Here is a 14,538-nt window from a genome sequence, read left to right on the forward strand (position 1 = left end):
TCCGACACAGGTGTTGCAGCACCCTTCTCGCCGCATTTGACTCTTTCTTTGCGGCATGCCGCGAGTCCGGCAGAGAGGTGCCCCACGATGCTTTCGGCCAAGAGTCTGTTCCAGGAGATCCTCGACAACGACGAGTCCTTCCGGCTGTTCTGCTCCATCGCGGCCAGCGGGGAGTCACAGGGCGGCTGGGAGAACGCCCGCATCGCGGCGCTGGTGCCGCCCAGCGAGCGCGCACTCGCTCCCAAGATCACCCGGCACGGCGCCGACGAGGACAAGCACGGGCGGATCTTCAACGCCCTGATGAGGAAACGTGGTCTCGAACCGGTGCCCGTTCCGCCCGAGACGGACTACACGATGCTGCTGGAGAAGCACGGCATCGGCCTCGCCCACGAGAAGCTCAGGAGCGACGAGCCGCTGACCGTGCAGGACATCGTCACCTACCTCTCCCACAGCAGGGTCACCGAACAGCGGGCCTCCGAGCAGATGGAACTGCTGCGCAAGCACTTCGCCGACCACCCCGAGCTCGGCCGGGCGGTGAGGATGATCTCGGGCGACGAGGACAACCACCTCGCGTACTGCCACGAGGAACTGCTGCGCTTCGCCCACGCCGGCCACGGCCACGCCATCCGGCACACGCTCAGGCGGTGCGCGCTCGCCGAGATCCGCGTCTACCGGGACGTCAGCCTCGCGGTGATGGCCCACATGGGAGGCATCCTCGGCTGGTCCCGGGCGAAGGCCGCCGTCCTCGCCGCGGGCATCCACGGCGTCTACGCCTACGAACGCGCCGCGGGCTGGCGCCGCATGGTCTCCCTGAAGCCGCCGGAGCGACGGGACGCCCTCGGCGGACCCGCCACCTCCGCCCCCGAGTTCGCCTGAGCACCCCTACAGCCAGCCCCGGCGCTTGAACAGCCGGTACAGCAGCACTTCCAGAGCGCCCATCAGTGCGATCACCGCCGGATACGCCCACACCCAGTGCAGCTCCGGCATGTGGTCGAAGTTCATGCCGTAGATCCCCGCGATCATCGTGGGGACCGCCGCCATGGCCGCCCACGCGGAGATCTTCCGCATGTCGTCGTTCTGCCGGACGCTCATCTGCGCGAGATGCGCCGACAGGACGTCCGACACCAGCCGGTCCAGGCCCTCCACCGACTCGTTCACGCGCGCGAGATGGTCGTTGACGTCCCGGAAGAAGGGCCGCGCCCTGTCGTTAACGAACGGCACCGTCCCGCCGTACGCCCCCACTCCCGCGAGCCGGGTCAGCGGCATCGAGAGCGGGACCGTGGCCCGGCGGAACTCCAGGACCTGCCGCTTGAAGGTGTAGATCCGGGACGCGGTGTGCCGCGAGCCGCCGCCGTCCGGCGAGAACACCTCCGCCTCCAGCTCCTCCAGGTCGGTCCCCAGCTCCGTCGCCACCTCCAGGTAGTGGTCCACGACGGCGTCGGCGACCGCGTACAACACCGCGGTGGGCCCCTTCCCGAGCAACTCCGGCTCCTGCTCGAGGCGTTCCCGTACGGCCTTCAGCGGTGAGCCCACGCCATGACGGACCGTCACCACGAACGCGTCTCCGAGGAAGAGCATGACCTCGCCGGTGGAGACGGTGTCGCTCTCCGGCTCGTACACCACCGGCTTGAGGACCACGAACAGCGAGTCGTCGTACACCTCCAGCTTGGGCCGCTGATGCGCCTTGAGAGCGTCCTCCACCGACAGTGGGTGCAGTCCGAACTCCCGGGTGACCAGGTCGAACTCCTTCTCCGTCGGCTCGTGCAGCCCGATCCAGACGAACCCGCCCGCCGATCGCGCCTCGTCCAGCGCGTCGGACAGGTCCTCGGGCCCCTCCGTACGGTGCCCTTCCCGGTAGATGGCACAGTCAACGATCACGGAGTGTGTTCTCCCGTCGCTCGAAGGACGCCGGGGTCCGGCGTACGCCTACCCTGGGCCGCATGCCCACGTTGATCCTTGTCAGGCACGGACGATCCACCGCGAACACCGAGGGGCTGCTCGCCGGGTGGACACCCGGGGTGGCCCTCGACGAGCGCGGCAGCGCACAGGCCGCCTCGCTGCCCGGACGGCTCGAAGGAGTGCCGATCTCCGAGGTCGTCGCCAGCCCCCTGCAGCGCTGTCAGGAAACGATTCAGCCGCTGCTCGACGCCCGGCCCGGCCTCCCGGCGCACAGCGAGGAACGCATCGGGGAGTGCCACTACGGCGACTGGTCCGGCCGCAAGCTCGCGGAGCTGGGGGACGAGCCGCTCATGGAGGTCGTCCAGGCGCATCCGTCGGCGGCCGCGTTTCCCGGCGGCGAGTCCATGCGAGCGATGCAGACGCGCGCGGCGGAGGCCGTACGCGAGTGGAACGCGCGCGTGGAGCGCGATCACGGAGCCGACGCCGTCTATCTGATGTGCTCGCACGGCGACATCATCAAGTCGCTCGTCGCGGACGCACTGGGACTTCATCTCGACCTCTTCCAGAGGATCTCTGTCGAACCGTGTTCCATCACTGTCATCCGCTACACACGTCTCAGGCCGTTTCTCGTCCGCCTCGGCGACACCGGTGACTTCGCGTCCCTGGTGCCGCGCGAGGAGGCCGCGGGCGGTGACGCCCCGGTCGGTGGTGGTGCGGGCGCACCGTGATCGTCGGGCGCAGTAGGGTGAAGCGGTTCACGCAAGCCCGTTCACGCATGGACGTTCCCGTACTCACGAATCCAATGGAGACAGGACGTGTCCCGTCAGGTGTTCCTCTATGACCCGCCGGACCGCTTCGTGGCCGGCACGGTCGGACTGCCCGGGCGCCGTACGTTCTTCCTCCAGGCCACGGCCGGCCCCCGAGTGACCAGCGTGGCCCTGGAGAAGACGCAGGTGGCCGCTCTCGCCGAGCGGATGGAAGAACTCCTCGACGAGGTCGTGCGCCGCAGCGGCGGCAGCGCCCCGGTGCCGGCGGTGTCGCCCACCGAGATCGCCGACACCGGCCCCCTCGACACTCCCGTCGAGGAGGAGTTCCGGGTCGGCACCATGGCCCTCGCCTGGGACGGCGAGGAGCAGCGCATGATCGTCGAGGCGCAGGCCCTCGTGGAGCTGGAGGCCGAATCCGAGGAGGACCTCGCCGAGGCCGAGGAGAAGCTCCTCCAGGACGAGGAGAACGGGCCCCCGATGCTGCGGGTCCGGCTCACCGGCGCGCAGGCCAGGGCCTTCGCCAAGCGCGCCCTGGACGTCGTCAACGCCGGGCGGCCGCCGTGCCCGCTGTGCAGTCTCCCGCTCGACCCGGAAGGACACGTATGTCCGCGCCAGAACGGATACCGCCGCGGAGCGTGACCACGGCAGAGGTGCTCGCCAGGGGTGAGCTGACGGTGCGCGGACAGATCCGGGACGCGTCCAACGCGGTGCTGCACTGCTCCGTCTCCCACGACGGCCAGGAGGCGCTCTGCGTCTACAAGCCGGTCCGCGGCGAGAGGCCCCTGTGGGACTTCCCGGACGGCACCCTCGCCCAGCGCGAGGTCGCCGCGTACGAGGTGTCCGAGGCGACCGGCTGGGGCCTGGTGCCGCCCACCGTGCTGCGGGACGGACCCTACGGCGAGGGCATGTGCCAGTTGTGGATCGAGGCCGTGCCGGGCAGCGAGCTGCTCGCCCTGGTCGACGCCGAGGAACCCGAGCCCGGCTGGAAGGCCATCGGCCTCGCCGAGGTCGACGAAGGCAGGACCGCGCTCCTGGTGCACGCGGACGACGAGCGGCTGCGCAGGCTCGCGGTCCTCGACGCGGTGATCAACAACGCGGACCGCAAGGGCGGCCATCTGCTGCCCGCCGAGGGCGGCCGTCTCTACGGCATCGACCACGGAGTGACCTTCAACACCGAGAACAAGCTCCGCACGCTCCTGTGGGGCTGGGCCGGGGAACCCCTGACGGGAGAGGCGGTCGACGTCCTCAAGAGCCTCAAGGAGACGCTCGGCCCCTCGGGAGCGCTCGCCCGGCGTCTCGCCGTACTGATCACCGCCGCCGAACTCGACGCCACACGCGCGCGTGTCGACGCGCTGCTGGACTCCGGGAAGCACCCGGAACCCAGCGGTGAGTGGCCGGCCATTCCCTGGCCGCCCGTTTAGCGGCACACTGCACACAGGCCCGTACCGCGCAAGAAGGCCTTACCGGCCATCCGGCCCGGTCCGGTTCGTATACGGAACATCCGTCCGGTTAGGCTCATGACATGCATGCCTGGCCCGCTTCCGAGGTCCCCGCCCTGCCTGGTCAGGGCCGCGACCTGAGGATCCACGACACCGCGACCGGTGGCTTGGTCTCCCTCGACCCCGGTCCTGTCGCCCGTCTCTACGTCTGCGGCATCACGCCGTACGACGCCACCCACATGGGGCACGCGGCGACCTACAACGCGTTCGACCTCGTGCAGCGCGTGTGGCTCGACACCAAGCGCCAGGTTCACTACGTCCAGAACGTCACCGACATCGACGATCCGCTCCTGGAGCGCGCCGAGCGGGACAGCCTCGACTGGACCGCCCTCGCCGAGAAGGAGACGGCCCTGTTCCGCGAGGACATGACCGCTCTGAGGATGCTGCCCCCGCAGCACTACATCGGCGCGGTCGAGGCGATACCCGGGATCGTGCCGCTCGTCGAGCGGCTGCGGGACGCCGGTGCCGCCTACGAGCTCGAGGGGGACGTCTACTTCTCCGTCGAGTCCGACCCGAACTTCGGCAGGGTCTCGAACCTCGACGCGGCCGCCATGCGGCTGCTGTCCGCCGAGCGCGGCGGCGACCCGGACCGTCCGGGCAAGAAGAACCCCCTGGACCCGATGCTGTGGATGGCCGCCCGCGAGGGCGAGCCCAGCTGGGACGGCGCCTCGCTCGGCCGGGGACGCCCCGGCTGGCACATCGAGTGCGTCGCGATCGCCCTTGACCACCTCGGCATGACCTTCGACGTCCAGGGCGGCGGCTCCGACCTTGCCTTCCCGCACCACGAGATGGGCGCCTCCCACGCCCAGGTGCTGACCGGCGAGTTCCCCATGGCCAAGGCGTACGTCCACGCCGGCATGGTCGCCCTCGACGGCGAGAAGATGTCCAAGTCCAAGGGCAACCTGGTCTTCGTGTCGCAGCTGCGGCGCGAGGGTGTCGACCCCGCCGCCATCCGGCTGGCGCTGCTCGCCCACCACTATCGGGCCGACTGGGAGTGGACCGACCAGGTCCTCCAGGACGCCGTGGACCGGCTGGGCCGCTGGCGTGCCGCCGTCTCCCGGCCCGACGGTCCGTCCGCCGAGACGCTCGTCGAGGAGATCCGCGAGGCCCTCGCGAACGACCTGGACGCCCCCACCGCGCTGGCCGCCGTCGACCGCTGGGCCGCCGCGCAGGAGGAACGGGGCGGAGCCGACATGGGCGCGCCCGGCGTGGTGACACGTGCGGTGGACGCGCTGCTCGGCGTCGCATTGTAAGGCCGTAGGTCTGTACGGAAGGGGCGCTTCCCGCGGAGGGAAGCGCCCCTTTGTCGTTCAACCGCCGGTCAGATCCGCTGGATCCGCACGCTGCGCAGGACGTTCGGGGACTGGGCGTCCCAGATGCCGATCACCTGATGACCGAACGCGAAGGCCTCCTGGATCTGCTGGTGGATCTGCGGGCTCGGGTTGTTCAGAACCCGGAACTGGTTGTTGATACGCAGGAAGACCTGCTGGGGCTGGGCCTGGAGCGGGTGCACGATGTCGATGAAGCCGTTCGCCACTCCGGCGGCGAGCGCCTGCGACTGGACCTGCTGGATCACCTGCTGGACCACGGACTGCGCGAGCTGCTGGAGCTGCTGCTGGTTCTGCTGCTCCAGCTGCTGCGCCTGCTGGTCCTGCTGCTGTGCCTGCCCGAAGGGCTGCTGCTGGCCGCCCAGCTGCTGCAACAGCTGCTGGAACGGCTGCTGCTGACCGAGCTGCTGGAGCTGCTCCATGGAGCCGGTCCCCGTGCCGAAGCCCTGCTGGCCGCCCTGCTGTCCGAAGCTCTGCTGGCCGCCCTGCTGCTGGTAGGGCGAGGTCGTCGGGAACTGCTGACCCTGTTGCTGTCCCTGCTGGCCCATCTGCGGAGTGATGCTCATGCGGGTGTCACCTTCCGTTTGATGTGACGGGACGTGCCGTGCCGGACCGTCAGCCGGTGATCACCAGGCCGACGATCTCGTCGTCCGAGAACCACACCCGGACGTCGGGCCGTCCGCCCGCGAAGGCGGTGTGGACCGCCTGCCGGATCTCGGGGGACGGGTGGTTGAGGTTGCGCCAGGCGCCGGCCACGAACAGCCGCAGGCGCGGGGGGAGTTCACGGGGATAGGGCAGGAGCTCGTCCCAGTAGCCCTCGGCCTGGCCCGAGCCGACCGCCTCCGGCAGCAGCCGGGTGACCGCCGCCTTGATGTCGGGACGGTTGCCGATCCGCTGCGAGGCGGGGCGGCCCGGCGCGTCCTGCTGCGGGGAGCCCGTGGCGCGCAGCACCGTACGGGCGAGTTCCGGGGACATCGGTGGCCGGCCGGCCGCCTTGAGCATGCCCTGCAGTGCGGCAAGTGCGCCGACCACCACCGGGGAGGCGGAGGACGTCCCGGAGAACGTGTCGGTGTACCAGGCGATCTCCTCGGGCCCGCCCTGAAGGTCGCCGGGCCTGTCCCAGAAGCCGCCGGTGGTCGTGACCTCGCGTCCCCAGCCCTGCGCGTCCACGCGTGCGCCGTAGTTGGAGAACGCCAGGCGAGAGCGGTCCGGGCCGTGGTCGCGGCCGTGCGTGCCGGGCGGCGGGGCGCCCGCACCGACCAGGACGGCACCGGAGGACTGGTTGGAGGGGTTGAAGGGGTTGCGCCACCACTCGGGGAACTCGTCGGGGCGGCGCTCGTAGACGGCGTCGTCGAGGGACTCGCCGCCGTTGCCCGCGGCCGCCACGACGAGAACGCCCTTGGCGGTCGCGTACCGGACGGCCGCGTAGTCGTCCGGCCACCACTCGATCGCGAGGTAGCCCTTCTGGTCGTCACGGATCTCGTAGTCGAACCGCGGTCCGGGACGGTGCAGTTCGACCAGGACGACGTCACCGGGGCCGAGCCGGTCGGCCGCCGCCTGGATCGCGGCGGCCGTGCCGACGCCCTGGAAGGACGCGGCCGCGGTCACCGCCTCCGGCACGATCCCGGTCACTCCGCGCTCGCCCGGGTCGCCGCCGATGACGCCGATCACGGCGGTGCCGTGGTTGCGCCAGGCCAGGTCGGTCAGCGGGGTGCCGACGACCACGCCGGCGAGCTTGGCGGCCAGGTCCTCGTGGCCCAGTTGCCAGGCGCCCTCGACGTCGATCACGGTCACCCCGTGACCCGTCCCACCGGGGCGCTGCCAGGCCCAGTGGGCGTCGATCCCCTCGGGCGCGGGGCGCAGATAACCCTGCCTGCTGGTGAAGTCGGGCGTGACGGGCGCGCCCTCCTTCAGTCGGCGGTCGTCGTCCACCGTCGCGGGCACGGCGGGCGGTTTGACGTACGCCGTGTCGATGCCCGGCAGCGCGGCGATCCGGGCCCGCAGTTCCGCCGCCCGGTCCTCTCCGCCGCGTACCCGGTAGAACCGCGCGAGATCGGGCACGTCCTCGGTGCCCGGGCCGGCCGACTGCTGCAGTCGCTCCTCGCTGCCGAACAGCGGCTCGAGGGCGAGCTGTTCGTCGCTGAGGAACATGTTGAGGGCCGACACGTCAGCCCCCGCCGCGGAGCGGACGCCCTCGGCCCCGGCACGCAGCCGGGCCTCGCGGCGGGCGACGACGATCAGTTCCTGTTCGGCTCCCCGGTAGGTGAATCCCGCTCCGTCGGGGCCCGGCCCGGAGGCTCCCGGGTCCTGTGGCGGCTGTACCTGCTCGGTCATCGGGTACCACTCCCTTCGTCCGTGCGGGTTCTGCGGGTGCCTTCAGTGCCTTCCGGGAGACAACCAAGCACCGCAACGGCGGCCCGTCCAGCCCTGGTTCGCCAACTCGGTTTAGAAACAAGTTGAATTGGGTAACGGGTGCAATCCGTCCGGAAACCGATGTCACGCCACAATCCGGCCAAAGGCTGTGGAGACAGCCGTCGTGTGATGGGGTGGGAGCTTCGCTCGTCCGTTCGGCCGGCCGCGCGCCGGCCGCCTTGCGGAAGGACGCACCGTGGCACTCGCAGACCGTTCCTTAGCACGTCGCACACTCCTGACCACGACCGCCGCACTCACCGGGGCAGCCCTGCTCGGCGGCACCGCGCACGCGGCCGAGACCCGGCAGGCCGCATGGCCCGCGCAGTTTCCCCTCCCCGACGGCTTCCAGCCCGAGGGCATCACCATCGGCTCCCGGCCGTACGCCTACTTCGGCTCCCTGGCGAACGGAGACATCTACCGGGCGAGCCTGGCCACCGGCCGCGGCAAGATCGTCGCCAAGGGCGCCGGACGCCCGACGGTCGGCCTGAAGATCGACCGGCACGACAGACTCTTCCTCGCCGGCGGCGACAGCGGCGAGATACGGACCGTCGACGCCCGCTCCGGCGAGACCGAACAGGTGTACGCCACCGGCGGTACCTTCGTGAACGACGTGATCCTCACCCCGGGCGCCGCCTGGTTCACCGACTCCTTCAAGCCGGTGCTCTACCGGCTGGCCAAGGGCGCGGTGACGACCGTACCGCTGACCGGGGACTGGCAGCAGGGGCCCGACTTCACGGCCAACGGCATCGAGCGCACCCCCGACGGCCGCGCCCTGCTCGTGGTGAACGACTTCGCGAACGGCGGCGGCCTCATGCGGGTCGACCCGCGCACCGGCGCCGCGCGCGCCGTCGACCTGGGCGCGGCGAAGCTGCCCAACGGCGACGGCCTGCTTCTGCTCGGCCGGATCCTCTACGCAGTCCAGCAGCGGCAGAACGCGATCGACGTGTTCCGGCTGAACGACGCCGGCACCCGGGGCACCGCGATCACCCGCATCACCGACCCGCGCTTCCGCATCCCTACGACGGTGGCGGCCTGGGGCAGGCGCCTGTATCTGCCCAACGCGCGTTTCGACGTGGAGCCGACGCCCACCACCGATTACGACGCGGTGGCGGTGCGGCAGGTCTGACACGGCTGAGGGCGGTGCGCATCCCGCGCACCGCCCTCACCGGCCCGGTCTTCGGCAACCCGGTCTTCGGCAACCCGGCCTCGGCTCAGTCCTCCGACGACGAGTCCTCGTCGTCCGTCTCCGGTTCCGTCTCGGCTTCGGCCTCCGGCTTCGGCGGCTTGGGGGGCTTCGCCCGGCCGCCGGGGCTGTCCCGCAGATAGGCGGCGCTGTCACTGCCGTCCGCGGTCGCGTGACCGCCCGGCTGCCCGGGCTGGCCGCCGTCCCGGCGCCGCAGATACCGCTCGAACTCCCGGGCGATCGCCTCGCCCGACGCCTCCGGCAGCTCCGCGGTGTCCCGGGCCTCCTCCAGCGTCTGCACGTACTCCGCGACCTCGGTGTCCTCGGCGGCCAGCTGGTCCACGCCCACCTGCCAGGCGCGCGCGTCCTCGGCCAGCTCGCCCAGCGGGATCCGTACGTCGATCAGGTCCTCCAGACGGTTCAGGAGGGCCAGCGTCGCCTTCGGATTCGGCGGCTGCGACACGTAGTGCGGTACGGCCGCCCACAGCGACACCGCGGGCACGCCCGCGTGGGTGCAGGCCTCCTGGAGGATGCCGACGATGCCCGTGGGGCCCTCGTACTTGGTCTCCTCCAGGTCCATCCGCCGGGCCAGGTCCGCATCGGACGTGGTCCCGCTGATCGGAACCGGACGGGTGTGCGGGGTGTCGCCGAGCAGCGCGCCCAGGATCACCACCAGCTCCACGCCCAGTTCGTGGGCGAAGCCCAGCAGCTCGTTGCAGAACGAGCGCCATCGCATCGACGGTTCGATGCCCCGGACGAGTACGAGGTCGCGCGGCTTGTCGCCGCCGACGCGGACCACCGACAACCTTGTCGTCGGCCACGTGATCTTGCGCACTCCGCCGTCCAGCCACACGGTGGGGCGGTTCACCTGGAAGTCGTAGTAGTCCTCGGCGTCGAGCGCCGCGAACACCTCGCCCTTCCACTCCTTGTCCAGATGTGCGACCGCGGTGGAGGCGGCGTCGCCGGCGTCGTTCCAGCCCTCGAACGCGGCCACCATGACCGGGTCGATCAGCTCGGGAACCCCCTCGAGCTCGATCACCCAGCGCCTCCTTCCGACGTGCCCTCGCTTAACGCACCAACCTTACGGCGTCCGGCGGGGGCGCCCGCAGCCCCCTTGCACGGGGGAGTGAACGGATCACTGCCCCGTTCGCCCCCCTGAAACACCCGGCCCCTCACCCCGGGAGCCGTCCCGACCCCAGGGGCGCGGGCCGTGTCGACATGCGGCTCCGCCACATGGGCGCGAACAGCCGCGACGAGCCGGCACCCGTAACATGACGCGCCGCTACCGCCCCCGCCGCGAAACTCACAGAGTGGACCGCAGCCACTGCTCCACGCTCGCGATGTGCACCGTCGCCCACGATCGGGCCGCCTCGCCGTCCCGGTCGCGCAGGGCGGCGACGATCGCGCGGTGCTCGTGCAGGGTGCGGCTGACCGCGTCCTCCTGCGTCAGTCCACGCCAGATCCGGGCCCGGGTGGTGGGACCAGACAGACCGTCAAGAAGCGAGCAGAGCACGGAGTTGCCGGAGCTCTGCACGATCCCGCGGTGGAAGTCCAGGTCGCAGGCCACCAGCTCCTCCACCGACGGGCTGTCGCCGAGCTTGTCCAACTGGGCGGAGAGGGCGTCGAGTTGCTGCTCGCTGATCCGGGAGGCGGCCATCGCCGTGGCGGCCGGCTCCAGGATGCGGCGCACGGCCAGGAACTCCAGGACCGTGTCGTCGCGATGGAAGTCGACGACGAAGCTCATCGCCTCCAGCAGGAGTTGCGGATCCAGGCTGGTCACATACGTGCCGTCGCCCTGCCGTACGTCCAGGATGCGGATCAGCGACAGCGCCCGCACGGCCTCGCGCAGCGAGTTGCGGGACAGCCCCAGCTCGGAGGCGAGCTCGCTCTCCTTGGGGAGCCGGTCGCCGGGGCGCAGCGCGCCAGAGACGATCATGCCCTTGATCTTCTCGATCGCCTCGTCGGTGACAGCCATGTCCGGCCTCCTTGTCGCCCCGCATCGCGCTGAGACGTCGGATGTCTCAGCCCATTATGAGGTCTGCTCAGACGAGCGCCTCCAGATCACCGATCACGGCCCGCTCGTCGAGCCTAAGCAGCTCCCGGTCCCCGCATCGACCTGCGGCTCGGAAAAGGGCGGCCCCTCGACGAGGAGCCGCCCTTCCCGTGTCACCGCTCACTTCTTGTCGAGCAGATCCTGAACCTTCGCCCGCACGTCGTCCGTGGCAAGCCCCCGGATCGTCAACGTGGTCCTGCGCCGCAGCACGTCGTCCGCGGTCTCGGCCCATTCGTTGTCCCGCGCGTAGACGACCTGCGCCCAGATCTCCGGCGCGTCCGGATGCACCCGCTGACCCAGTTCGGGGCTCTCGTTGGCCAGTCGGGCGATGTCGAAGGCCAACGAACCGTAGTGCGTCGCCAGATGCTTCGCCGTGTCGGCGGCCATGCGCGGACCCGGTGCCGGGTTGTCCACCAGCAGGCGGTGCGCGACCGCGCGCGGGTTGGCGACACCGGGCAGCGGAAGCTTCTTCGGCAGGGACGCGATGGGCTCGAAGTCGTCGCCCAGCGGAGCGCCCGGCAGCGCCTCCAGCTTCTGCATGACCGTACGGCCGATGTGCCGGAAGGTCGTCCACTTGCCGCCCGCGACGGACAGCATGCCGCCACGGCCCTCCGTGACCACGGTCTCGCGCTTGGCCTTCGCCGTGTCACCGGGGCCGCCCGGCAGCACGCGCAGACCGGCGAAGGAGTACGTGATCAGGTCGCGGGACAGCTGCTGGTCGCGGACGGAGAACGCGGCCTCGTCGAGTATCTGGGCCGTGTCCTTCTCGGTGACCGCGACGTCGGCCGGGTCGCCCTCGAACTCCTCGTCGGTCGTACCGAGCAGGAGCATGTCCTCCCACGGGAGGGCGAAGGTGATCCGGTACTTGTCGATCGGGGTGGCCAGCGCGGCCTTCCACGCAGACGTCCGCTTCAGGACCAGGTGCGCGCCCTTGGACAGCCGGATGGACGGAGCCGCGTTCGGGTCCTCCATCTTGCGCAGGTGGTCGACCCACGGCCCGGTCGCGTTCAGCACGAGGCGCGCGTTCACGCCGAACTCGTCACCGGACTGCCGGTCGCGCAGATCCGCGCCCGTCACCCGGCCCTTGGTGAACCTGAGGCCGGTCACCTCGGCGTGGTTGAGCACGACCGCGCCCGCCTCGACGGCCGCGCGGACCGTCATCAGCGCCATGCGCGCGTCGTTCATCTGGTCGTCGCCGTACACGGCCACGGCCTTGAGGTTCTCGGTGCGCAACTCGGGCACGTCCTGCGCCGCCTTGGCGGGGGACAGGAGGTGACCGACGCCGTCACCGAACGCGGAGAGCGCGGAGTAGGCGAAGACGCCCGCCCCGAGCTTCGCGGCGCCGTGCGGCCCGCCCTTGTACACGGGGAGGTAGAAGGTGAGCGGGTTCGCCAGGTGGGGGGCCACCTGGCGGGAGACCGCACGGCGCTCGAAGTGGTTCTCCGCCACCAGCTTCACCGCGCCGGTCTGCAGATAGCGCAGACCGCCGTGGAGCAGCTTGGAGGAGGCGGAGGAGGTGGCGCCGGCGAAGTCGCCGGCGTCGACCAGTGCCACCCTGAGGCCGGACTGCGCGGCGTGCCAGGCGGTGGAGATGCCCAGGATGCCGCCGCCGATCACGAGAAGGTCGTACGACGCCTTGGAGAGCTGCTCCCGGGTCTCGGCGCGGCTCGGGTGGGAGCCGGAGGCCGGGTGCGTACCGAGGGCAGGCACGGACTGCAGGGTGGACTGACTGGTCATGTCGGGTTCTTACTCCTCATCAGAACTTCGAGATGAGCTTTCGTGGAGCTCTCTCGTCAGTTCTCGTCCTCGAGCCAGCCCATGGTCCGCTCGACGGCCTTGAGCCAGCTCTTGTACTCACGGTCGCGCTTCTCCGCGGCCATGTTGGGGGTCCACTCGGCGGCCCGGCGCCAGTTGGCGCGCAGGTCGTCGGTGCTGGTCCAGAAGCCGACGGCGAGGCCGGCGGCGTAGGCGGCACCGAGGCAGGTGGTCTCGGCGACCATCGGGCGCACCACGGGGGCGTCCAGGAAGTCCGAGAGCGTCTGCATCAGCAGGTTGTTGGAGGTCATGCCGCCGTCGACCTTGAGTGCCGCGAGCTCGACACCGGAGTCCTTGGTCATGGCGTCGCTGATCTCACGGGTCTGCCAGGCGGTGGCCTCCAGGACGGCGCGGGCGATGTGCGCCTTGGTGACGTACCGGGTGAGACCGGCGATCACACCGCGGGCGTCCGGGCGCCAGTACGGGGCGAAGAGCCCGGAGAACGCCGGTACGAAGTACGCGCCGCCGTTGTCCTCGACCGAGAGCGCGAGCGTCTCGATCTCGGCGGCGGTGGAGATCAGGCCCATCTGGTCGCGCATCCACTGCACCAGCGAACCGGTGACGGCGATCGAGCCCTCGAGGGCGTAGACCGGTGCCTGGTCGCCGATGCGGTAGCCGACCGTCGTCAGCAGCCCGGAGTACGAGTTGATGATCTTGTCACCGGTGTTCATCAGCATGAACGTGCCGGTGCCGTACGTCGACTTGGCCTCGCCCTCGGCGAAACACGTCTGGCCGAACAGGGCCGCCTGCTGGTCACCGAGCGCCGAGGCGACCGGGATGCCGCCGAGCAGGTCGCCCAGCTTGCCGCCGGTGACCTCGCCGTACACCTCGGCGGACGAGCGGATCTCGGGGAGCATCGACAGCGGCACGCCGATGGACTCGGCGATCTTCTCGTCCCACTCCAGCGTGTGGAGGTTCATCAGCATGGTGCGGGAGGCGTTGGTGACGTCGGTGACGTGGTGACCGCCGTTCACACCGCCCGTCAGGTTCCAGATGACCCAGCTGTCCATGGTGCCGAAGAGGATCTCGCCGCGCTCGGCGCGCTCGCGCAGCCCCTCGACGTTGTCGAGCAGCCAGCGGGCCTTCGGGCCGGCGAAGTACGAGGCGAGGGGAAGACCGGTCTCGCGGCGGAAGCGGTCCTGGCCGACGTTGCGGCCGAGCTCCCTGCACAGGGCGTCGGTGCGGGTGTCCTGCCAGACGATGGCGTTGTGGACGGGCTCACCGGTGTTCTTGTCCCAGAGGAGAGTGGTCTCGCGCTGGTTGGTGATGCCGATGGCCTTGATGTCGTCGCGGGTGATGCCGGCCTTCTGGATGGCTCCGGCGACGACTTCCTCGACGTTGGTCCAGATCTCGGTGGCGTTGTGCTCGACCCAGCCCGGCTTCGGGAAGATCTGCTCGTGCTCCTTCTGGTCGACCGAGACGATACGGCCGTCCCTGTCGAAGACGATGCAGCGGCTGGAGGTGGTGCCCTGGTCGATGGCGGCGATGAAAGGGCCGGCGGTGTGGGCGTCGGTCACTGTGTGCTCCCGGGGTTCCGTGAGTAAGGGGACTGGCTACGACTGGTCTACGACGGCTTTGCTCT

General features: G+C 70.5%; 13 protein-coding genes. 6 read left to right on the top strand and 7 right to left on the bottom strand.

The features are described 5' to 3' along the window. Nucleotides 1-87: 87 nt before the first annotated feature. The gene (locus BFN33_RS19030) at nt 88-876 is read left to right on the top strand and encodes a ferritin-like domain-containing protein (protein WP_069761283.1); all 789 of its coding nucleotides are present in this window, start codon (nt 88-90) and stop codon (nt 874-876) included. A gap of 6 nt (nt 877-882) precedes the next feature. Here BFN33_RS19030 and corA read toward each other — a convergent pair whose 3' ends face one another. Further along, on the bottom strand, nt 883-1,878 hold the full coding sequence (corA, locus tag BFN33_RS19035; RefSeq protein ID WP_069761284.1) for a magnesium/cobalt transporter CorA: 996 nt from the start codon (nt 1,876-1,878) through the stop codon (nt 883-885). 62 nt (nt 1,879-1,940) lie between these two features. On the opposite strand from corA, the gene BFN33_RS19040 reads away from it, so the two are divergent. The 4 genes from BFN33_RS19040 (at nt 1,941) to mshC (ending at nt 5,418) form a co-directional block, all read left to right on the top strand. Continuing rightward, a complete protein-coding gene (locus BFN33_RS19040) occupies nt 1,941-2,627 on the top strand; it encodes a histidine phosphatase family protein (RefSeq protein ID WP_069761285.1) in 687 nt (228 codons plus the stop codon). 87 nt (nt 2,628-2,714) lie between these two features. Continuing rightward, nucleotides 2,715-3,305, top strand: a complete 591-nt coding sequence (locus BFN33_RS19045) for a DUF3090 domain-containing protein (protein WP_069761286.1) — start codon at nt 2,715-2,717, stop codon at nt 3,303-3,305. Beyond that, the gene (locus BFN33_RS19050) at nt 3,269-4,087 is read left to right on the top strand and encodes an SCO1664 family protein (RefSeq protein WP_176742417.1); all 819 of its coding nucleotides are present in this window, start codon (nt 3,269-3,271) and stop codon (nt 4,085-4,087) included. Before BFN33_RS19045 ends, BFN33_RS19050 begins: the two co-directional genes overlap by 37 nt. 101 nt (nt 4,088-4,188) lie before the next feature. Next, nucleotides 4,189-5,418, top strand: coding sequence for a cysteine--1-D-myo-inosityl 2-amino-2-deoxy-alpha-D-glucopyranoside ligase (gene mshC, locus BFN33_RS19055; RefSeq protein WP_069761288.1), 1,230 nt, complete (start codon nt 4,189-4,191; stop codon nt 5,416-5,418). Nucleotides 5,419-5,486: 68 nt separating this feature from the next. Here the strand turns inward: mshC and BFN33_RS19060 are convergent, their stop codons facing one another. Together BFN33_RS19060 and BFN33_RS19065 are read right to left on the bottom strand one after the other, a co-directional pair. Next, entirely contained in the window at nt 5,487-6,059 is a 573-nt protein-coding gene (locus BFN33_RS19060) for a hypothetical protein (protein ID WP_069761289.1), read from the bottom strand. A 49-nt stretch (nt 6,060-6,108) separates the two neighbouring features. After that, nucleotides 6,109-7,827, bottom strand: coding sequence for a S8 family peptidase (locus BFN33_RS19065; protein WP_069761290.1), 1,719 nt, complete (start codon nt 7,825-7,827; stop codon nt 6,109-6,111). Nucleotides 7,828-8,101: 274 nt separating this feature from the next. Between BFN33_RS19065 and BFN33_RS19070 the strand changes: the two genes are divergently transcribed. Continuing rightward, nucleotides 8,102-9,031 (top strand): SMP-30/gluconolactonase/LRE family protein, encoded by a 930-nt coding sequence (locus BFN33_RS19070; protein ID WP_069761291.1) that lies wholly within the window; start codon nt 8,102-8,104, stop codon nt 9,029-9,031. A gap of 85 nt (nt 9,032-9,116) precedes the next feature. Here BFN33_RS19070 and BFN33_RS19075 read toward each other — a convergent pair whose 3' ends face one another. From BFN33_RS19075 to glpK, 4 genes are all read right to left on the bottom strand, one after another. Continuing rightward, complete coding sequence (locus BFN33_RS19075; protein WP_069761292.1) at nt 9,117-10,127, bottom strand: PAC2 family protein; 1,011 nt, start codon at nt 10,125-10,127, stop codon at nt 9,117-9,119. 264 nt (nt 10,128-10,391) lie between these two features. After that, entirely contained in the window at nt 10,392-11,063 is a 672-nt protein-coding gene (locus tag BFN33_RS19080) for a FadR/GntR family transcriptional regulator (RefSeq protein WP_069761293.1), read from the bottom strand. A gap of 198 nt (nt 11,064-11,261) precedes the next feature. After that, on the bottom strand, nt 11,262-12,878 hold the full coding sequence (locus tag BFN33_RS19085) for a glycerol-3-phosphate dehydrogenase/oxidase (RefSeq protein ID WP_069761294.1): 1,617 nt from the start codon (nt 12,876-12,878) through the stop codon (nt 11,262-11,264). A gap of 56 nt (nt 12,879-12,934) precedes the next feature. After that, a complete protein-coding gene (gene glpK / locus BFN33_RS19090; RefSeq protein WP_057614338.1) occupies nt 12,935-14,473 on the bottom strand; it encodes a glycerol kinase GlpK in 1,539 nt (512 codons plus the stop codon). Between the last annotated feature and the right edge of the window lie 65 nt (nt 14,474-14,538).

The sequence above is a fragment of the Streptomyces sp. LUP47B genome (assembly GCF_001746295.1).
Lineage (GTDB): Bacteria > Actinomycetota > Actinomycetes > Streptomycetales > Streptomycetaceae > Streptomyces.